The sequence below is a fragment of the Serratia plymuthica NBRC 102599 genome (assembly GCF_001590925.1).
Classification (GTDB): Bacteria; Pseudomonadota; Gammaproteobacteria; order Enterobacterales; family Enterobacteriaceae; genus Serratia; species Serratia plymuthica.
Window position 1 is genome coordinate 43172 of sequence record NZ_BCTU01000016.1, and the last position, 18616, is coordinate 61787.

At 55.1% G+C, this 18616-nt stretch carries 18 protein-coding genes and 1 tRNA gene; 6 read left to right on the top strand and 13 right to left on the bottom strand.

Annotation, left to right across the window (positions count from 1 at the left end; genetic code table 11):
• Window positions 1–119: 119 nt before the first annotated feature.
• Window positions 120–193, top strand: a tRNA-Gly gene (locus tag SPL01S_RS12345).
• Window positions 194–719: 526 nt separating this feature from the next.
• Window positions 720–905, top strand: a complete 186-nt coding sequence (locus SPL01S_RS12350) for a hypothetical protein (protein ID WP_111738517.1) — start codon at window positions 720–722, stop codon at window positions 903–905.
• 55 nt (window positions 906–960) lie between these two features.
• Here SPL01S_RS12350 and cspE read toward each other — a convergent pair whose 3' ends face one another.
• The 4 genes from cspE to SPL01S_RS12370 all read right to left on the bottom strand — a co-directional run bounded on the left by cspE (window position 961) and on the right by SPL01S_RS12370 (window position 4360).
• Complete coding sequence (gene cspE / locus SPL01S_RS12355; protein WP_004952373.1) at window positions 961–1173, bottom strand: transcription antiterminator/RNA stability regulator CspE; 213 nt, start codon at window positions 1171–1173, stop codon at window positions 961–963.
• 1224 nt (window positions 1174–2397) lie between these two features.
• On the bottom strand, window positions 2398–2703 hold the full coding sequence (gene cbpM, locus SPL01S_RS12360; protein WP_006327698.1) for a chaperone modulator CbpM: 306 nt from the start codon (window positions 2701–2703) through the stop codon (window positions 2398–2400).
• Entirely contained in the window at window positions 2696–3622 is a 927-nt protein-coding gene (cbpA, locus tag SPL01S_RS12365; protein ID WP_063200145.1) for a curved DNA-binding protein, read from the bottom strand. The genes cbpM and cbpA overlap by 8 nt, the downstream gene beginning before the upstream one ends.
• A gap of 168 nt (window positions 3623–3790) precedes the next feature.
• A complete protein-coding gene (locus SPL01S_RS12370) occupies window positions 3791–4360 on the bottom strand; it encodes an HdeD family acid-resistance protein (RefSeq protein ID WP_063200148.1) in 570 nt (189 codons plus the stop codon).
• Window positions 4361–4505: 145 nt separating this feature from the next.
• Here SPL01S_RS12370 and actS point away from each other — a divergent pair, with 145 nt between their 5' ends.
• Window positions 4506–5261, top strand: a complete 756-nt coding sequence (gene actS / locus SPL01S_RS12375; RefSeq protein ID WP_004952361.1) for an amidase activator ActS — start codon at window positions 4506–4508, stop codon at window positions 5259–5261.
• Window positions 5262–5310: 49 nt separating this feature from the next.
• On the opposite strand, the gene SPL01S_RS12380 is transcribed toward actS, so the two are convergent.
• The 3 genes from SPL01S_RS12380 to SPL01S_RS12390 are packed head-to-tail and all read right to left on the bottom strand — an operon-like array spanning window position 5311 to window position 8925.
• Window positions 5311–6699 (bottom strand): c-type cytochrome, encoded by a 1389-nt coding sequence (locus SPL01S_RS12380; protein ID WP_063200150.1) that lies wholly within the window; start codon window positions 6697–6699, stop codon window positions 5311–5313.
• Window positions 6696–8351, bottom strand: a complete 1656-nt coding sequence (locus SPL01S_RS12385) for a GMC family oxidoreductase (RefSeq protein ID WP_020439697.1) — start codon at window positions 8349–8351, stop codon at window positions 6696–6698. The genes SPL01S_RS12380 and SPL01S_RS12385 overlap by 4 nt, the downstream gene beginning before the upstream one ends.
• 10 nt (window positions 8352–8361) lie before the next feature.
• Window positions 8362–8925 carry a sorbitol dehydrogenase family protein gene (locus tag SPL01S_RS12390; RefSeq protein ID WP_063200153.1) on the bottom strand — a complete coding sequence of 188 codons (564 nt, stop codon included), beginning with the start codon at window positions 8923–8925 and terminating at the stop codon, window positions 8362–8364.
• A 369-nt stretch (window positions 8926–9294) separates the two neighbouring features.
• On the opposite strand from SPL01S_RS12390, the gene SPL01S_RS12395 reads away from it, so the two are divergent.
• Window positions 9295–11055 carry an ABCB family ABC transporter ATP-binding protein/permease gene (locus SPL01S_RS12395; protein ID WP_063200156.1) on the top strand — a complete coding sequence of 587 codons (1761 nt, stop codon included), beginning with the start codon at window positions 9295–9297 and terminating at the stop codon, window positions 11053–11055.
• A 51-nt stretch (window positions 11056–11106) separates the two neighbouring features.
• On the opposite strand, the gene SPL01S_RS12400 is transcribed toward SPL01S_RS12395, so the two are convergent.
• Window positions 11107–11496, bottom strand: coding sequence for a tautomerase family protein (locus tag SPL01S_RS12400; protein ID WP_004952346.1), 390 nt, complete (start codon window positions 11494–11496; stop codon window positions 11107–11109).
• Window positions 11497–11644: 148 nt separating this feature from the next.
• Between SPL01S_RS12400 and SPL01S_RS12405 the strand changes: the two genes are divergently transcribed.
• Window positions 11645–12589, top strand: coding sequence for a LysR family transcriptional regulator (locus SPL01S_RS12405; protein ID WP_063200159.1), 945 nt, complete (start codon window positions 11645–11647; stop codon window positions 12587–12589).
• Here the strand turns inward: SPL01S_RS12405 and betI are convergent.
• Window positions 12547–13170: a transcriptional regulator BetI gene (gene betI / locus SPL01S_RS12410; protein WP_004952341.1), complete on the bottom strand. Its 624-nt coding sequence runs from the start codon at window positions 13168–13170 to the stop codon at window positions 12547–12549. The genes SPL01S_RS12405 and betI overlap by 43 nt on opposite strands.
• A 158-nt stretch (window positions 13171–13328) precedes the next feature.
• Here betI and SPL01S_RS12415 point away from each other — a divergent pair, with 158 nt between their 5' ends.
• A complete protein-coding gene (locus SPL01S_RS12415; RefSeq protein ID WP_063200162.1) occupies window positions 13329–14873 on the top strand; it encodes a BCCT family transporter in 1545 nt (514 codons plus the stop codon).
• Between the two features lie 16 nt (window positions 14874–14889).
• Here SPL01S_RS12415 and SPL01S_RS12420 read toward each other — a convergent pair whose 3' ends face one another.
• Genes SPL01S_RS12420 through SPL01S_RS12435 form a run of 4 tightly spaced genes read right to left on the bottom strand, consistent with a single transcriptional unit; the run spans window position 14890 to window position 18612 of the window.
• On the bottom strand, window positions 14890–15333 hold the full coding sequence (locus tag SPL01S_RS12420; protein ID WP_063200165.1) for a universal stress protein: 444 nt from the start codon (window positions 15331–15333) through the stop codon (window positions 14890–14892).
• Window positions 15334–15354: 21 nt separating this feature from the next.
• Window positions 15355–16128 (bottom strand): siderophore-interacting protein, encoded by a 774-nt coding sequence (locus SPL01S_RS12425; RefSeq protein ID WP_063200168.1) that lies wholly within the window; start codon window positions 16126–16128, stop codon window positions 15355–15357.
• Entirely contained in the window at window positions 16109–17554 is a 1446-nt protein-coding gene (locus SPL01S_RS12430; RefSeq protein WP_063200171.1) for an efflux transporter outer membrane subunit, read from the bottom strand. The genes SPL01S_RS12425 and SPL01S_RS12430 overlap by 20 nt, the downstream gene beginning before the upstream one ends.
• Window positions 17551–18612 (bottom strand): HlyD family secretion protein, encoded by a 1062-nt coding sequence (locus tag SPL01S_RS12435; protein WP_232245977.1) that lies wholly within the window; start codon window positions 18610–18612, stop codon window positions 17551–17553. Before SPL01S_RS12435 ends, SPL01S_RS12430 begins: the two co-directional genes overlap by 4 nt.
• Between the last annotated feature and the right edge of the window lie 4 nt (window positions 18613–18616).

An 18616-nucleotide genomic window follows, 5' to 3' on the forward strand; every position in this document is an offset into this window, starting at 1 on the left:
TCGCTTATGGGAAGGAAACAGGGGGCCGATGCGGCTAACTGCTTAAAACATCGGCAGTTACGCGCTATCTCCGCTTGCCCGGCGTGGATAACCGGTTATAATGCCAGTCGCACACCGATGCGGGTGTAGTTCAATGGTAGAACGGCAGCTTCCCAAGCTGCATACGAGGGTTCGATTCCCTTCACCCGCTCCAAGCCCTTCTTCAAACTTCCTTTTGTCGTGTCATACTTACCTGCCGATCAGCGTTATGAAATGGCGACCAAAAAACCGATAATTGCGATCAACAGGACCCAAAACCATTTAGAGGTTTTTTCTGGCTTCCATTCTTCGCCATATTCAACGTGATAATCGGGTCTGACATCCTTTCTTTTCATCACATTCCCTGGAAATTAACATCCCTAAATTCCTATGGGTATACTTTAAGATGAATCTTAATGTTATTAAATTTAATGCGTATTTTTGGGTAAAAATCTTAATAAAACATGAGGGGTGTCCGATAAAAAACCAACAAAAACAAGGGGTTTAATAGGGTTTTGTTGCGTTATTATCTTTTGCCGTTTCTTGGTTGGAATCTAAAGATGAATGGCATTTTCCTTCCTGTGCGAGCGTGGCCAGCACCCGCTTTTACGCCCGCCAACCTCTGCGCTGCCGGTTTGCCCACAGGTTTCTGCAGCATATTGGAATGAACATAAAGCATTATCAATCTGACAGGAATGCAGGTGAACTTATGGTGGGGGATTGGTCTGTTGTTTACTGCGATGACTGGCTTTGCACTTTTGGTTTTTGGTTCGTTTTTCAGCGGGAGAGTGAAGCACCGCGTTCCATTTTATTGGTTTCGAAGCATTTTCGACATTACAGAAATGCAAAAACCCGCCATAAGCGGGTTTTTGATCGCTAATACTTAACTGCTCAGGCCGTTGCCTTCATCGCGATTGTAAGTTTTAGCGAGATTATCGGCGATTAAAGCGCGATAACGTTTACAGCAGAAGGGCCTTTAGCGCCGCTCTCAACAGAGAACTCCACTTTCTGACCTTCGTCTAAGGTTTTAAAATCGCTGCTCTGGATAGCGGAGAAATGTACGAATACATCTTTGCTGCCATCTTGTGGAGTGATAAAACCGAAGCCTTTATCTGCGTTAAACCATTTTACTAAACCAGTCATTTTAGTAGACATAGATACATCCTTTTTCATTTTTGAGCCACTCATCGTGGCGAACATGGCCTGTTTTGCAGAATTTTACTTATGGGGCACTTAGGAGGAGGCTCATGAAGAAGGGGTATCTAGAGATAACGCTTGGACTGAGGGCTGCTTTACTAAAACTGCTTTCATAAGGTCTGTGTTCCAAACCGATGACGTCATAGTAGGCTTGGTTTGATTTATTAAGCAAGGATTAATTTTATTAATGTCGTGGGCAGGCTGTCACACCTCTGACGTAGAGTGATGATTGTCCGAGAATTTGGAGCATGGAGCCGGCATTTTTCACCGCAATGTGCTTGACGCATAAAAGATAAAAGCCCTGACCGTTGCAGCCAGGGCTTTTATGGTACTATTGACTTCAGATTTAACATTAATGAACTTAATATTTCTTACTGCTAAGGTACTACTTTTAAATGTACACGTTTATCACAGATAATATTGGGTGATAATACTAACTAAAACCTCCCCTATATTTACCAGTTCACATTATCCGCCAACCTGAATGAATATTCTAAGGTATGGCATTTTAAACAAGTACATCTCCCCTCGCGATATAGACTCTTGATGCGTAGCCTCACTTCCATTGCGATCTTGTTGCATTGTTTTCTAGACTGTCTTGAAAACCAATCGCAAACAAAAAACAATTGAATCATGGCCTTACATCATCGCGTTTTGGTCCGCACCCTGCGATTGTAGATACTGACTACGTGGCCTTAAAGCGTCATCAAGCGAGGGTCTGGCTTTTACTCGGCATTGATGCCCATACAAAAAACACTTCGTGGCCTTTATCGCAAAATAAATTTAAATCAACTTAATTAACACTTTTGGTAATAACAGCTAGCTACCATTTCGCTGCTGCTGATGACCAATCTACGGGTTTTTAAAAGGGTGTCAATACTGTTTTTAATGACATGTTTTTAATAACATGTTTTTATTTACAGTGTTTATACGTGATCTCTTTCAAACCGCGCTGAACGCTTATTTTTATCGGCTTACCTTTTTTGGGAGGGGGTATTATGTCGGAGTTTTTTTTGAAATGGCAGGGCCGATGCTTGGGTAATATTAGCGTTTCATTAGCTAACCCAAAAACCAAAATATGATCTTGTCCGTAGAAGGCCGGCTATCGATTTATGTTACCTCAGAAACCGCTATCCGGGCCTGACGTAGCCCGCTGCAGAAGCAACGGGCTGTTCCCCGGTATCAGGGTCTGGTGACGAATCGTGCAAGTTGTTGGTGCAATTGGCTGTTTTCTTTACGTAAGTGCTCAATTTCCTCCAGCAGCGTCAAGGTGACCGCGATACCGGGCCAGTCCAGCGCCAATTCACGATGCAACTGTTGAGCGCGGTGAAAAATGGTCAGCGCATGATCGTCAAATACCCAGTCTGCAGCCGTCGGGTTACGCGGTTCGATCACCCCCAGCCCGACAATTTCCGTTAACTCATCCTCTGAAACACCGGTATGCAGGCAAAATTCGGTAATGGTTAAAGTTACTTTTACGTTAGCCATTTTGCTTACTCCACTCTTTGCGTGGGTCAAAAGCGGGTTGCGCCTCCGCCAGTTGTTGCCACAACGCAGCATTTTTTTCGTCCGGCTTCGGTGGCATCACGACCTTAATCACCGCATATAAATCCCCGGTTTCTTTCTTGCTGACCAGGCCTTTCCCCTTGATACGCAGCCGCTGGCCGGTCTGACTACCGGCTGGAATGGTCAGCAGAATAGGGTCTTTCAGGGTCGGAACCGGCACCTTGGCACCCAGAGCAGCTTCCCATGGTGATACCGGCAAGACGATCTCCAGATTATGGCCGACGATGTCGAACAGCGGGTGCGGCGCAATGCGGATGATCAGATAGAGGTCACCGTTGGCGCCGCCCTCAGCGCCCGGCGCCCCTTGGCCTTTCAGGCGAATGCGTTCGCCATCGCCCACGCCGACGGGGATCTTCACATTAAGGGTTTTGGGAACTTCCTGTTCCACCATGCCGAAAGCGTTATAAATCGGCAGGCTATAGCGAATGGTCCGGGTTTGCTCGGCCAGAGTTTCCTCAAGGAAAACCGCCACTTCCATCTCGATGTCTTGCCCGCGCATGGCACGGCTTTGGCGTCGGTGTTGCGAACGCGCATGTTCGCCAAACATCGAGGAAAAAATATCGGAAAAGTCTTCGGCGTTATTGGCGTGGCCGTGCTGCGTTTGACGGCCAAAATTAGGGTCGTTGCGATGTTGCACCAATTGATCGTATTCGGCGCGACGCTCATCGTCTTTTAACACCTCATAGGCTTCCGCGACTTCCTTGAACTGCGCTTCGGCATTCGATTCGGTGCTGACGTCGGGGTGATATTTACGCGCCAGACGACGATAGGCCGTTTTGATAGCCTTGAGATCGTCCGATGGCTTAACCCCTAAAATGGCATAATAGTCCTTGAATTCCATAGCGTAATCATCTCATTTCAATCTTTCATCTGAGGGAATGGCTGAGCCTGCATTGCATGAAACCTTACTCAGGGTAGGGCACTTGCCACCGGGACATCGACATAATTGTGCGGCTGGGCGGCTAATGAGCGAAAAAGGCGGGGCGATAAACCCTCCTTATGTATGCGCTTAATTGCGCTTTAGCTGCCTGGTGACCCTGAATAGGCTGAAGGCGCTGAACAACATTTCAATACCTACAAGGGTGGTCACCAGTATGACCGAAGTCATCGGATCGGCGCTAAACAGCATCCAGGCAATCACCAGATCCAAGAAGCCAATGACGAACTGCAACCAACTGCCGCTGACTTCACGCAGCTTATAACCGGCAACTAACCGCACAATACCACCGAGCGCAAATAATATGGCGAGGTATATCGCCAGCGTCAGAATGCCGGCCAATGGACTGGCAATGAACAGGTAGCCGATAATCAAATAAGCCACGCCCAGTAATAGGCCGCCAATCATCGGCCAGGTGTTTTGTGCCCGATTGGCTATCATGCCCGTCACCAACGCCGCGCCGCTCAGCAACAGTAAGACGCCGACCAGAATGCTCAGCGCTGTGCCGGATGCCAGGGGGTTAATCAGGCACAGAATACCGCCCACCAAGAGCAGGAAGGCAATAATCAGCAGGGCAGTGCGTTGCTTTTTGAGGCGTTCTTCACTCAGGAGGGGCAGATTTTTATGGTCAAAATTTAACATGACAGTACTCCATTTGTCGTATGGTGCTCAGTAATCCCTACTTGTTTAGCATAGTCCTTTTGGCGCTTTTTGACTGCCCCGGTGCAAATGTTACTATTGACGCCTGACGCGTATCAGCGCCCGGAAATATGATTGAGGACAGGATTTGAGCACAGGAAGCAAACTTGCGTGGTGGCGCCGCGCCGCAGTGTGTCTGACATTGAGCCTGCTGTTGGCCGGTTGTTCGAGCAAAAACAGCTATAACCGCGACTACGACAAACTGCCGAAGGGTACTTACAGCGGCAAATCCTATACCGTTAAACGTGGCGATACGCTGTATTACATCGCCTGGATCACTGACAGCGAAGTCAGCGAACTGGCACGAATCAACAAGATACGCCCGCCCTACGGGCTGGAAGTCGGGCAAAAACTGCGGCTGAGCGGCAGCGCCCCGACCAAAACGGCGTCAACCCGGCGTAAAAATACCTCGTCTGGCGCGGTGTTGGCTAAATCGACGCCGCCGCCTGGGGCTTCACGCTGCTGGCGCTGGCCGACCAGCGGCAAGATAGTGCAGAAATATTCCAACGCAGACGGCGGCAATAAGGGCATCGATATCGCCGGTGCGCGCGGCCAGCCGATCTTCGCTTCCGCCAAGGGCAAGGTGGTGTACGTCGGCAATCAACTGCGCGGCTACGGCAACCTGATCATGATTAAGCACGGCGAAGACTTCATCACCGCCTATGCGCATAACGACACCACGCTGGTCCGCAACGGCCAGGATGTGAAGGCAGGGCAAAAGATTGGCACCATGGGCAGTACCGGCACCGACTCCGTGTTCCTGCATTTCCAGATCCGCTATCGCGCCACCGCGCTCGATCCGCAGCGCTATCTGCCGCCGCAAGGCGCTTCGCCATCTTGTTAAGCGTGGAGAAAACGGCCTGTTCCGTCAGGGAGCGGGCCGTTATCGCGGACTATTTCCGCTTCCTTCCACATAGCCAGATCAACGCCAACAGCACCACCACCGCAACTCCGATGGCCGGAGCCATATAAGGCTGCAGCATCGCCAGCAGCGGTACCGGGCCTCCGGTGCGCAGCATCGCCACGTCCTCCTCGCTTACCGTCACCGCCGGGTTGCCGTAGTTTTTCAGCACATAATTGCTGATGGCGGCGATTTGCCGATCGGTTAATGGATTGACGTAGGATTGCGGGCCAAAGTTCGGCATCAGCACGTCCTCGCTGCCTGCTTTGCGCTGCACGCCGAACAAAATGGCGGAGATCAGGTTGGCCGGGTTGCCGGAACCGGTGGCGGTATTGTTGAACAGCGAAGGATAGGCCTGGTTTTTGCTGCCGCTGCCGTCCGGTTGGTGGCAACTGGCGCAGTTGCCGCTGAATAAGGCCGCACCGTCGCTGACGGTATTATTGGCATTGGACGGATGCAGGCCGCGTAGCGTCGGTTCGACGTTTAGCGGTTGGCCAAAGCGGTCCGCCGCCTGCTTATCTTGAGCATCGCGGATCGGTACGGTACTTTTCAGGTAGACGGCAATGGCCATCAGATCCTGTTCAGGCAGGTATTGCAGGCTGTTTTCCACCGCCTCTGCCATGCCGCCAGCGGCCTGATTTTTCCCGGCGACCCGCCCGGTTTTGAGATATTGCACCAGTTCTTCATTGCTCCAGCCGCCGATGCCGCTGACGGTGTCCGACGTAATGTTCGGTGCATACCAACTTCCCACCATGCCCCCCGCCAGCGGCTTATCGGCGCTTTCCGCCATCAGCAGGTTGCGCGGCGTATGGCAGGTATCGCAATGTCCAGGGCCGTTGACCAGATAGGCACCGCGGTTCCACTGCTCGCTTTTCTCGGCATTGGGCTGAAAGCGGTTCTTATCCAGAAACAGCAAGTTCCAGCCGGCCATACTGAAGCGCATATTGAACGGGAAGGGCAGTGCGGTCGGCGTATTCTTCTGCTCTACCGGCTTCACCCCCTGCATAAAGTAGGTGTAGAGCGCGTGGATGTCCGCATCACTCAATTTGCTGTATGAGGTATAGGGCATTGCCGGGTAGAGATAGCTGCCATCGGCGCGCACCCCATCGCGCAGTGCACGAGCGAACTGTTGTTCCGTGTAGCCACCTATACCGTCATGCGCCGAAGGGGTGATATTGGTGGAGTAAATTACGCCCATCGGCGAGTTGATGCCGTAACCGCCGGCAAAGGGCTTGCCGCCGCCCGGTTGAGTGTGGCAGGCCTGGCAGTCCGAAGCTACGGCAAGCTGCTCACCCTGTTTAAGTAACGCCGTGCCATCGTCGGTCGCCAGGGCGGCACCGCTCAGCCCCAGCAACAGGGCAAATCCAAGTTGTATCTTCATGATTTTACCGCCAGCGATTGGGCGATGTCGTCGGCGGCCTTGATGCCCAACGCCGCCATGGTTAGCGTGCTGTTGACTACGCTGGCTGAAGGAATGGCACCGCCACCCGGCAGCCAGAGATTGGCATGGTCGTGGGTGCGGCAGTTACCGTCTACCACCGAGTCATGTGGATCGCTGCCCATAATGGTGCCGCCCATGATGTGATTATTGGCGTTCAGGTTGGTGGTGATTTTGAATTCATCGGCATCGAACAGACGTCCAATATGCTCCAACTGTTTATGTGCGGCTTCGGCGCCCTTGCGCACGTAATCGCCGACGTCGTAATGAATATCGGGACACGGCAGGCCGTGAGCGTCCTTGCGGTTGGCGCTCAGCGTCAGGCGGTTGTTCGGGTCTGGTAACGGTTCCAGGCTAATCGACAAATCAACGCCATAGGCCGCGCGCCGGCGGATCTCTTCATCCAGCACTTTACCTACCAGGCCCTGCGCCAGTGCTTTTTGCGTTGCTGGAACTATCTGATTGATATTATTAAGTATCATCTTGTTGGCAGAATAGTCCTTACGGAACTCGCCGTCGCGCGGTCCCACCAGGCAGCTGCTCTGCGCCGGGCCGCGGCCGAGCCACAGTGGCTCTTTAGCCAGGAAGGTGCAGTGAAAGCCGGAGTGATCCATCATATTGCGCCCAACCTGATCGGAAGAGTTGGCGATGCCGTTGGGGTTCTGTTTATTGGCGGCAAGCAGCAGCAAGCGCGGCGTTTCGATACCGTTACAGGCCAGCGCGAAGGCGTTGGCGCTGGCTTTATGCGAGCGTTTTTGATTATCCAACCAGTGCACGGCGGTAACGCGATTCTGGTCGTCAGTATCAATTTTGTAGACCACCGACTCTGCCAGCACCACTGCGCCTTTCATTTCCGCGCGTTCGACATGATGGATGCCGTTATACATGGCGCCAATGGGGCAAATCGGCTGGCAGTTGTTGTTGCCGCAGCAGGTCGGGCGGCCTTTCCACGGGCGGATGCTGCGTCCCTGCGGGATTGGCACCGATCGGTAGCCGTGCGGGTTGACCACTTCGGCGAAGCGGGTGTCGCCATAGGCCCAGGGCACCATGTCCATCGGATAAGGTTTGCTGCGCTCTACCGGCGATTGCTGCGCCGGATCGTTGGGGCCTGCGACACCGATTTCCTCTTCCGCACGGCAGTAGTAGGGTTCGAGATCGTTATACGAAATTGGCCAGTCGCGACCGACGCCGTACAGCGTTTTCATCTGGAAATCGCTCGGCAAATGGCGCCAGCAGGATGCTGCCCAGTGCCAGGTGGTACCGCCGACGGTGCGCAGATAGCCCTGTTTGAAGCTGCCGGCGCTGGGGCCACTAAGGGCTACGTAGTTGTTTTCCGGGAAATAGAGCGGTGCGGTGGCGTATTCAGATTGCGGATACAGCCCCTGGAAATCTGAGCCCGCCCGGTTATCGAACGGCATGTTGCGCCAGTTTTCCACCGCTTGGGCGCGATCGATGCGCAGGCCGGCCTCCAACACCAGGACGGAATAGCCGAGGCTGACCAGTTGGTCGGCCATGATGCCGCCGACAATGCCGGAGCCGACGATCACGATGTCGGCCGATGCGTCGCCGTTGGCGGTAAATTCAGGTTTTTTCATCAGGATAATCTCAGCGAACGGGTGTCATGGTCATCGGCGGAGCGGCGGTCCACCACAGCGGGCCGTTGCCGCAATAGGTCGGTACGATCAGCGCATCGCTGGCGGGGCGGTACATCAGCGCATCCTTGTAGGCGATCAGCACAGCTTGCGGGCCATGCCCTACGGTGCCGGTATACCAGGCGCTGATAATGGCGGTGAGCAGATCCTGCAGGCCGGTCTGGATTGCCAGCGTTTGCAGCTGTTTGGCACTTTGCTCCGGCTGCAGCAAGGCGCTTAGCTGCTTAATCTGAGCAGAGAAATTGGGGATGCTGTCGCTCAAGGCGGTGAATATTCGCGCCGACATGCCCTGGTCGATGTCCTGATGTTCGGTAATAGTCCGGGACAGAGTGAAGAAACGTGCAAAGACAAGCGGGTTGGCTGCTGCGGTTTGCTGCTCAGCCTGGGTCAGAAATGGATAGCCAAGCAGGGAGGTGGCGACAAGGACGGAAGCCATGCCGAACAACACATCTCTTCTTCTGAAACCGGTTCCATTGTTGTCCGAACGCAAATTTTCGCTGGGTAATGCAGTGCTCATGGTGAATTTCTCGCAACGGGTGTTAAAGCCTGGGTAGGCGAAGGTAGGACAGATACTGAATGCAAGATGATGAAATAAAGATACTTTTGATTATTGATCGATAGCCAATAATTCATTTTATAATAATTTTTTCGGATATTAACTTGGCGGTAACTTCTCAACAACAAGTTTTAACGGCGAGCCTGAAAGATCGCACTTTAAGAATAAATGGGGTGAAGGAAAGCGGCAAAGTTGCTGAGCTATGGAGGCTTGCTCCAGCGATCAAAAAAGGCGGCGATAGCGGATTTCATAAGGGTTTCGCCGTCATACGTGCCAAAATGGATCACTAGCCGACGTCGCCACTTTGACTGAGAAGATAAATATTACCTTATGGATCGCTCCCGTTTATTAACCTTCCTGCTGCCTTACCTATGGCCGAAAAATAACCCCAAACTGCGGTGGTATCTGGTTATAGCTTGTATTTTCATGGTGGTCGCCAAGGTCAGCACTTCGCTGGTGCCGCTGGCGTATAAGGCGATGGTCGATGCACTGAGCGCGGATACTGCGAAAATGCTGGCCATTCCGCTGGGGCTGATCGTCGCCTACGGCGTTGCGCGGGTCGGCGCCACGCTGTTTGAAGAACTGCGCAACGTGATGTTCATTCATCTCAGCCAGAATGCCACCCGCCTGCTGGGGCTGCGGGTGTTCAGGCAATTGCATGCGCTGAGCCTGCGCTTTCATCTGGAGCGCCAGACTGGCGGGCTGTCGCTGTCGATCGAACGCGGCACCCAAGCGGTTGCGACGGTGCTTTCACGGTTGCTGTTCTCTATTTTCCCTATCTTGTTCGAACTCACCCTGGTCGCGGTGATCATGTGGCATATGCTGAACGGTTGGTTCGCGCTGGCGATCCTGGCCACCGTCGGCGGTTATATTCTGTTTACCGTGATCGCGGTCAGCTGGCGCACCCGTTTCCGGCGTGAACTCAACAAGGCCAATGCCGATGCCAACAGCAAGTCCATCGACAGCCTGCTGAACTATGAAACCGTAAAGTACTTCGGCAATGAAGAGTTCGAGGCCGAGCGTTTCAATATGTCGCGCCGGCTGTACGAATATGCCGCCATTAAAAACCAGTTCAGTTTTACCGCCATCAACCTCGGGCAAACCGCCATTATCTCCATCGGGTTGATAGTGATGATGGCGATGGCGGCACAGGGCATCGTGCAGGGGCGGATGACGGTCGGTGACTTTGTGTTGGTGAATGCTTATCTGCTTCAGCTGTATCAACCGCTGAATTTCTTCGGTTTTATTTATGCCGAAGTCAGACAAGCGCTGATCGATATGGAGAACCTGTTCGATTTGCTGCAGGAAGAGCAGGAAATCGTCGATAGTCCTGACGCCGCGGCCCTTCGGTTGTCTCGTGGCGAAGTGCGCTTTGAGGCGGTCAGCTTTGGCTATGATGCGCGTCGGCCGATTTTGAACGACGTCAGCTTCACCATCCCGGCCGGTAACACCGTAGCGGTGGTCGGCGCTTCCGGTGCCGGCAAATCTACGTTGTCCCGGCTGCTGTTTCGCTTCTATGACGTGAACGGGGGGGCGGTACTTATTGACGGCCAGGATATCCGCAATCTGAAACAGGCTAGCCTGCGCGCGGCGATCGGCATTGTGCCGCAAGAGACCGTGCTGTTTAACGATACCCTGCGCTACAACATCGGCTACGGCAAAACCGGATCCAGCAACGAAGAGATCGAACGGGCGGCGAAGCTGGCGCATATCCACGAGTTTATCGTCGGCCTGCCTGACGGTTATGAAACCCGGGTGGGCGAGCGTGGGCTCAAGCTGTCCGGCGGGGAGAAGCAGCGGGTGGCGATCGCCCGTACCATCCTGAAAAACCCGGCGATCCTGGTGTTCGACGAAGCCACCAGCGCATTGGATACCCAAACCGAACGCGAGATCCAGGCACATTTGCGCGAGGTGAGCCGCGACCATACCACGCTGGTGATTGCCCACCGTCTGTCGACTGTGGTGGACGCCGACGAAATCATCGTGCTGGAAGCGGGCGAAATCGTCGAGCGTGGGCGTCATGAGGAACTGTTGCAAAGCGATGGCCGTTACGCCGCGATGTGGCAAAACCAGTACAGCGAGGAGTCATAATCTTGCTGGCTAACGTCCGGGCACTAACGAACCGGGCGTTAGCCGCAGGCATCACAATTCACCGGTCAGATACTGTGCCACGCCGTTGCCAAAACTCCAATCGCCCTTGCTGTTGGTGGTGATAGACACCATCAGGTCACTGCTTTCAATGCCACAGCTTTCTTTCAGCTCGCGGCTGAGATCGGCGTAAAACCGCTGTTTCTGCTCTTCGGCGCGCGGGCTGGTGATCACCCGCACCACCACCAGATCGCGGGTGCGCGTCAGGTTAAGGCCGGTGTCTTCGATCACCATATGGTGAGCCTTGTTTTCATGAACAATCTGATAGCGATCGCGCTGCGGCACCTCAAAGGCACTGAGCACGGCACGGTGGGCGGCATCGAGCAGGGTTTTCAGTTCGGCTTCGCTGCGGCCCTCAATGACTTCGAAGATAAGTAATGGCATTTGTATAATCCTGTCAGTGAGTTAATGAAATTTTAGATGTGTAGGGCAGCGTTTTCGCATCGCTTCCGATAACCCATCTTAGCCAAGCCGCAGCGGGGGAAGAAGCGCTATACTTGAACTCATTGTTTATATAAATGAACAGTTGGCGATGAAAAATCCAAAAATAGAAACCTTGTGGACCCATTTGCACTGGCTTACCGTACTGGCCGAACAGGGCAGTTTCACCCGTGCGGCGGAGCGGCTGGACGTCAGTAAAGCGGCCATGAGCCAGAAAATAAAAGAGATCGAAATGCTGGCCGGGGTGCCGCTGGTGCAGCGAACTACCCGCAGCGTTCGGCTGACCGATGCCGGGTTGAGGCTGGTTGAGGAACTGCGTCAGCCTTTCGCGCAGATTAAACAGAGTTTCTCCGGCATTTGCGATTCCAGCGGGCCGCTGCGCGGTTCGATCCGGGTGACGGCGCCGGTGGCGTTTGCCCGCCAGCAGTTGGTGCCACGGATCACCGGCTTTCTGCGCGCCAACCCGGAGGTACGGGTGCAGCTTGAGGTATCGGACCGGCTGGTATCGTTGGCCACCGAAGGTTTCGATCTGGCGATCCGTCATAGCGATAGCCTGCCGGATACGCACGTCGCCTGGCGGCTGTGCCCGACGGAAACGCTGGCGGTGGCGTCGGCGGACTATATTAAACGGCACGGCATGCCGTCATCTCCCGCCGAGCTGCAACGGCATCAGTGCCTTTACTATCCGCGGGGGAGCGAGCAGCCGGGCTGGAGCTTTGTCGCCAGGCACTCGACTGAGGGGAAAGTGGACCAGGTCCGCGTGCCGGTCAGCGGCCCGTTTGCCACCAACAACAGCGAGTCGATACGCGATGCGGCGGCGGAAGGGCTGGGCATTGCTCTGCTACCGGATTTCAGCGCGCAGCAGGCGCTGGCGGACGGGCGGTTGATTGAGGTACTGCCGGCCTGGCGCCCGATTGGCGCCTTTGCCGACAGTCTTCACGTAGTGCGGCCCTATGCACCGCAGGTGTCGCGTGCGGTAACGGAGTTCAGCAGCTACTTGCGCGGCGCTTTTGCCGAAGGGTTTGCCGCCGGTTGACCTTCGTTCAGGATACGCACTACATAGTCGCAGGCAATGCGACAGTCCTGGCTGAGATTCGCTTCGCCGCCGGATAGGCTGCCACGCAGCCACAACCCATCGATCATCGCCGCCAGCCCGCGAGCGGCATCGCGCGCCTGTTGTTGCGGCAGTTCACGGCGGAACTGGCTGCAGATATTGGAATAAAGCCGACGATCGTTGGCGCGTTGCAGGCGGCGCAGCGGCGGCTGGTGCATGCTGGCGGCCCAGAAATCAAGCCAGGCACGCATCGAGATCGCATTGGTTTGGCTGGGATGAAAGTTACCCTGAATAATGGCAAATAGCTGCGATTGGCTGTCGGCGGCCGCCTGGCTGCGGCATTCGGCGACCGCGTCGCGCAGATCGCGCAAGATCTTGCGCATGGTGGCGCTCAGCAATCCCTCTTTATCGCCAAAGTAGTGGCTGACGATGCCGGTAGACAGCCCCGCTTCTTTTGCCACCTGCGACAGGGTGATGCCGGCCAGGCCGACGACGTTAATGGCCGCGAAGGCGGCATTAATCAACTGCTCCTTACGCTGTTCCGGAATGTCTTTACGGTACATTTTTTCCCCGACTGATAGGCAAATCACAGTTTTAATTTGATTGATTGAACGGTCAATCAATACTCTATATGCTGCAAAAATGTCAAATAAATGGCGATTAAATGTTAACTAAAGGTTGCGTTTAAATCGTCTGTCTTTTGCATCATGGAATCCTGCCAATGACAGTGAATAGTCTCCCATCGCACGGTGAACAACCGATTAGGTTAAATGCACCGGTATTTTTCAGCTCGGCGGCGGTGATCCTGCTGCTTGGCGTTTTGATTGTGCTGTTCCCGGCCGGTAGCAAGCAGTGGCTTAACCTGGCTCAGAGCTGGGTAGCCGATGTGTTCGGCTGGTACTACATGTTATTGATGGTTGCCTGTATGGCGTTTGTTTTTTGGCTGGCGTTGTCGCGTTTCGGCCAGATCCGCCTTGGGCCGGACGACGAGCAACCGCAGTTCAGTTATCCCTCTTGGGTGGCGATGCTGTTTTCATCGGGCATCGGCATTGCGCTGGTTTATTACGGTGCTTACGAGCCGCTGGATCACTTCCTGTCGCCACCGGAAGGCAGCGGTGGCAGCGTGCAGGCCGCGCGTCAGGCGATGGCGCTCACTTTTCTGCACTGGGGGCTGCATGGCTGGGCGCTGTATGCGCTGATCGCCACCGCGCTGGCGTATTTCGCCTATTGCCGCGGCTTGCCGCTGGCGTTGCGCTCGGCGTTGTATCCGATCTTCGGCGAGCGCATTCACGGCGGCGTTGGTCATCTGGTGGACAGCTTCGGCATTTTGGTCACGGTGATCTCGATGGTGACCAATCTGGGGATCGGTGCCTTGCTGGTTAACTCCGGGCTGTTTTACCTGTTCGATATTCCGCAAAGCAACGGCGTGTTGTTGGTGCTGATCGTGGTGATGATGGTGGTAGCCACGCTGGCGGCGGTAACCGGCGTCGAGAAGGGCATTGCGATACTGTCCAATATCAACGTCGGTTTTTTGTGCCTGCTGCTGCTGTTCGTGTTTCTGGCCGGCCCGACGCTAAACCTGGTCAACGGCATGTTGCAGAACGTGGGGGACTATCTGACTTCGATTGTCAGCAGAAGCTTTGACATGTACCTGTACGGCAAGGCGCGCCAGTGGCAGGGCGCCTGGACGCTGTTCTACTGGGCCTGGTGGGTGGCGTGGGCGCCGTTTGTCGGCCTGTTTATCGCGCGCATCTCCAAAGGGCGCACTATCCGTGAATTGATCTTCGGCGTGTTGCTGATCCCGCTGGGCTTTACCCTGGCGTGGTTGTCGATCTTCGGTAACACCGCCATCAGTCTGGTGCTGGAAAGCGGGCAGGCGATCCTCGGCCAGGTGGCGGTGAGCGATCCGCCGATGGCGGTGTTCAAGCTGTTCGAATACCTGCCCTATACCCAACTCACCGCCGGTTTCACCGTGTTGATAAGCTTTGTGCTTTTCCTGACGCCGGTCGATTCCGGCACGCTGATGATCGCCAACCTGTCTTGCCAGGGCGGCTCGGCGCAGGATGATGCACCGGCCTGGCTGCGCATTTTCTGGGCTGCGGTGACCACCGTGGTGTGCATTGGCCTGTTGTATGCAGGCAGCTTCAGTGCGATGCAGACCGCCGTAGTGCTGTGCGGCCTGCCGTTCTCGGCGGTGATCGTGCTGTATATGGTCAGTCTGCATAAGGATCTGCATCGCTACGCCATGAAGCCGGTGACGACATGAAACGGGAGGGCCGGCATTAGCGCGGGATCACCAGCACCGGCTGGCCGATCTCGTCCAGCAGGCCACGGGTAACTGAGGTATTCAGCCAGCGCCCCAGTGAAGACAGATGGCGATGCGAGATGATCAACAGGTCACAGTTGAACAGCACCATCTGCTCAGGGATAACGTCGATGGGCGCGCCGCTGGCCAGCAGGCCTTGGGCACGGAACCCCATTTGGTTCAGCGCCCGGGTCACTTGGCCCAACTGTTTTTGCGCCAGCGCCACTTCGTGCTGAGCGGCTGGATATTCGTCGCTTTCATCGCTGTCGAAGCGCAACCCGCTGTGGCTGAGTGCGAAAGCGTTATCCACCACCGTCAGCACTATAATGCCGGAAATGCAGCTTTGCATGCGTTGCATAAATTGCAGGGCGTTGCCGCTGTGTTCAAAGTTGTCTACTGCCAATAACACTTTACCAATCATAGTGACTCCCGTTTGTGCGGTTTAAATTGCACCCTTGAAATTAGATTCCCCTTTCTTCCAATAGCCTTTGGCGAACAGCGCGGCTTTGGGGATATCCAGCTCATTGATAAAACGGTCCTTCAGATAAGCGGCGATCTGGCATTCACAAGCTATCCACACCTGGCCCTGACCGGCGGGCAGAGCGCAGTGGCTGACGGCCTGCACCAGCGGGCTGTTCATGACGCTGTCAAAATGTCGGGTGCGTATTTGCCAACTGTTAACCCGCAGGAAGGGGTAATCGACGGTCTGAATTTCCTGCGCATCGCTCACTTCGGCAAACCACAACACCGGTAAAGGCTCTGACAGCGAGGCGAGGATGGTACGCATGGCGGGCAGGGCGGTTTCATCGCCGAGCAGCAGCAGCCAACGGGTTTGCGGCAACAGCCGAAAACCGCCGGAACAAGGGCCGGCAAACCCTAACTTATCGCCCGGCATCGCATCTCGTGCCCAGTCTGATGCTGGGCCTTCGCCATGCAGCACCATATCGATATCGAAGGTACGGGCGAATTTGTCGATGCCGCTCAGCGTGTAAGCACGGCCTGCCAGGGTATCGCGCCAGGGGAAAAACACCTTGATCCAAGAGGCCGGCTCAAGCGTGCGCGGATCGGCAATAAATTTATCCACTTCGTCCCCGCTCAAAGTAATGCGCTTGGTTTTCGCGGTCATTTGCCTTACGGCGCTGACTCTGGCTTCACGCTTGCGGCGGGTATCTTTTTCCAGAATATCGTCGACAATTTTATTCAGCGTGTTGTGCATAAACGAACTCCTTAGGCGCTGCTGACGGATAGGTTTGCTCCCAGCCGCCGCCCAGCGCTTGATATAAATTAACTACGGCGAGTGCCGTTTCCTGTTGGGAAACGATCTGAGCAGATTGCAGATCCAGCAATGCGCGCTGCGTGTTCAGGACGTTGATAAAATCGCTGGCACCGTTCAGGTAACTATCGCGAGCCAGCGAGAAAGCATGTTGGTTAGCGGCCAGTGCGTCGGCCAGATGCGCTTGGCGCCGTTGTTGAGATTGATAACCGGAAAGGGCGTCGTCTATCTCATGCCAGGCGCGAAGAACCGTTTGCTGATAAGCAATGGCCATTTCCTGTTGCCGATATTCGCTCAGACGTACACGCTGCGTGATTTTCCCTCCGTCGAAAATCGGCAGGTATAATGCGGGGCCAATGGCGAAGGTACGGGTGGACCAATTGCCCATGTCCGATAAGGCCAGAGCCTGATAGCCTGCGTTACCGGTCAGCGTAATTCGCGGATAATAGTCGGCGGTGGCCACGCCGATCTCTGCGGTGGCCTGATGCAAACGCTCTGCCGCCTCACGGATATCCGGCCTGCGCAGTGCGAGTTCCGAAGGCATCCCCATCGGCACGGGGCGAGTCAGCAACGGCAGTGGACCCGGCGGCGTTAATGCCGCTTTCAGCGCACCGGGCCGTTCACCCAGCAGCAGGCTGATGGCATTTATTAGCCGATTTTGCCGGTCGTCCAGCTCCGGCAACAGGGCTTCCACCCTGTCCAATTGCACCTGTGCCTGGTCGATATCCAGCTCGTTGCCGGCGCCGTTTTGGTATCGATTCTGGGTTAACTGCAGCGTGCGCAGCGCCGTGTCGCGGTTTTCCTGCGTGACCTCCAGCAGCCTCTGAGTGGCGCGCAGGCGCAGATAATCACTCGCTACCTCTGCCGTCACCGAAGTCAGTACCGCTCGCCGGTTCTCTTGCGACGCGGCGAAACCGGCCCGGGCGCTTTCCGATGAGCGGCGCAGCTTGCCCCACATGTCCAACTCCCAGGCGGTGCTGAATCCGCCGCGCCAAAGATTGAAGTCCGCCTCGCCGTTTTTCCCTGACGGATCCATGCTGCCTGCTGAGGTAGCGCGCTGGCGCTGGTAGCTGCCGTCCAGGCTCAGATCCGGCGTTAGGGCCGCGTCAGCGATCCCCTGCAATGTGCGGCTTTGCTGCATGCGTGCGGTGGCTAATTGCAGATCCAGATTGTTTGCCGCTGCACGTTGCACCAGTTGCGACAACTGCGCATCATTGAATATTGACCACCAGGCTACCGGTAACGGATTGCGGTTGGAGTGGCGATCCCAATCTCCGGGCAGAACATTTTTCGGTGGGGCATAGTTCGGGCCAACCTGTTGGCAGCCGGTTAACGCCATGAGCAGCAGCGGGATGACGATTCTGTTCATTGCAGCCCCCTATCCAGCGTATTGATGCGGACGTCCGCAGACATCCCGACGCGCAGGGCATTCAGCAGCGTGGCGTGTTCTTTATTGATATCAAAAACAATTTTTACCGGTATGCGCTGAACAATTTTTGTGAAATTGCCGGTGGCGTTTTCCGGCGCCACGGCTGAAAAACTGACGCTGGAGGCTGGAGAAATGCTGTCCACCCGGCCTTTCAGCGTTTGCCCGGGAAAGGTATCTATGCGGATGTCTACCGGTTGCCCATGCACCACCTTTTCCAACTGGGTTTCCTGGTAATTGGCGATGATGTACAGCTTGTCCTGCGGTACGATGGCCAGCAGGGCATCACCCGGTTTGACAAATTCACCGACCCGCAGACTTTTTTTGCCGATAATGCCGCCGATCGGCGCGGTAATGCGGGTGTAGGACAGGTTTAGTTCAGCCATGGCTTTTTTAGCCTGCGCCAGTGTCAGTTCGGCATCGCTGTCCGCCTGCCTGGCCTGCAACACTTGCAGCATGTTTTTCGCTGCCTTGAGCGCCGCCTCCGTTTTGGCTACATTGGCTGACAGGGTGTGAACGCGCGTCGTTGCCTGCTGCGCCGCCTGCAAGGATCCCGCACCGCTGTTGGCCATTTTCTGATAGCGGTTCTGTTCCTGGCGGGCAAACGTCAGTTCAGCCTGCGCAGCCTGCCGCTCCGCCTGGGCACCGGCAATCAGCGCATTTTGTCGAACCAGGTTGGCCCTGGCGTCTTCCTGGCGGGCACGAGCGGATTGCTCCTGTGCCGCTGCCTGCGAAAGAGCAACATTGAATTCGCGTTGGTCGATGACGGCCAGCAGTTCCCCCTGTTTGACCCACTGATTGTCTTTAACCTGCACCTGGGTGATTTCACCGGCTATTTGCGGAGATATGCGCGATATATCGGCGCGAATATAGGCATCGTCGGTATGTTGCTGCGTTTCATTGAAAAAAAATTTACTGATAAATAAACCCAGCGTAACAACGATAATTGTCAGCACGGCAAAGGTGGCTTTTTTATTCGCCATAAATTTAACTCCACTCATGATT

Excerpts from the sequence above, each read along its gene's own strand:
- cspE (WP_004952373.1), bottom strand. The coding sequence starts at position 1,173 with ATGTCTACTAAAATGACTGGTTTAGTAAAATGGTTTAACGCAGATAAA.
- cbpM (WP_006327698.1), bottom strand. The coding sequence starts at position 2,703 with ATGGCTAACGTAAAAGTAACTTTAACCATTACCGAATTTTGCCTGCAT.
- cbpA (WP_063200145.1), bottom strand. The coding sequence starts at position 3,622 with ATGGAATTCAAGGACTATTATGCCATTTTAGGGGTTAAGCCATCGGAC.
- SPL01S_RS12370 (WP_063200148.1), bottom strand. The coding sequence starts at position 4,360 with ATGTTAAATTTTGACCATAAAAATCTGCCCCTCCTGAGTGAAGAACGC.
- SPL01S_RS12380 (WP_063200150.1), bottom strand. The coding sequence starts at position 6,699 with ATGAAGATACAACTTGGATTTGCCCTGTTGCTGGGGCTGAGCGGTGCC.
- SPL01S_RS12385 (WP_020439697.1), bottom strand. The coding sequence starts at position 8,351 with ATGAAAAAACCTGAATTTACCGCCAACGGCGACGCATCGGCCGACATC.
- SPL01S_RS12390 (WP_063200153.1), bottom strand. The coding sequence starts at position 8,925 with ATGAGCACTGCATTACCCAGCGAAAATTTGCGTTCGGACAACAATGGA.
- SPL01S_RS12395 (WP_063200156.1), top strand. The coding sequence starts at position 9,295 with ATGGATCGCTCCCGTTTATTAACCTTCCTGCTGCCTTACCTATGGCCG.
- SPL01S_RS12400 (WP_004952346.1), bottom strand. The coding sequence starts at position 11,496 with ATGCCATTACTTATCTTCGAAGTCATTGAGGGCCGCAGCGAAGCCGAA.
- SPL01S_RS12405 (WP_063200159.1), top strand. The coding sequence starts at position 11,645 with ATGAAAAATCCAAAAATAGAAACCTTGTGGACCCATTTGCACTGGCTT.
- betI (WP_004952341.1), bottom strand. The coding sequence starts at position 13,170 with ATGTACCGTAAAGACATTCCGGAACAGCGTAAGGAGCAGTTGATTAAT.
- SPL01S_RS12415 (WP_063200162.1), top strand. The coding sequence starts at position 13,329 with ATGACAGTGAATAGTCTCCCATCGCACGGTGAACAACCGATTAGGTTA.
- SPL01S_RS12420 (WP_063200165.1), bottom strand. The coding sequence starts at position 15,333 with ATGATTGGTAAAGTGTTATTGGCAGTAGACAACTTTGAACACAGCGGC.
- SPL01S_RS12425 (WP_063200168.1), bottom strand. The coding sequence starts at position 16,128 with ATGCACAACACGCTGAATAAAATTGTCGACGATATTCTGGAAAAAGAT.
- SPL01S_RS12430 (WP_063200171.1), bottom strand. The coding sequence starts at position 17,554 with ATGAACAGAATCGTCATCCCGCTGCTGCTCATGGCGTTAACCGGCTGC.
- SPL01S_RS12435 (WP_232245977.1), bottom strand. The coding sequence starts at position 18,612 with ATGAGTGGAGTTAAATTTATGGCGAATAAAAAAGCCACCTTTGCCGTG.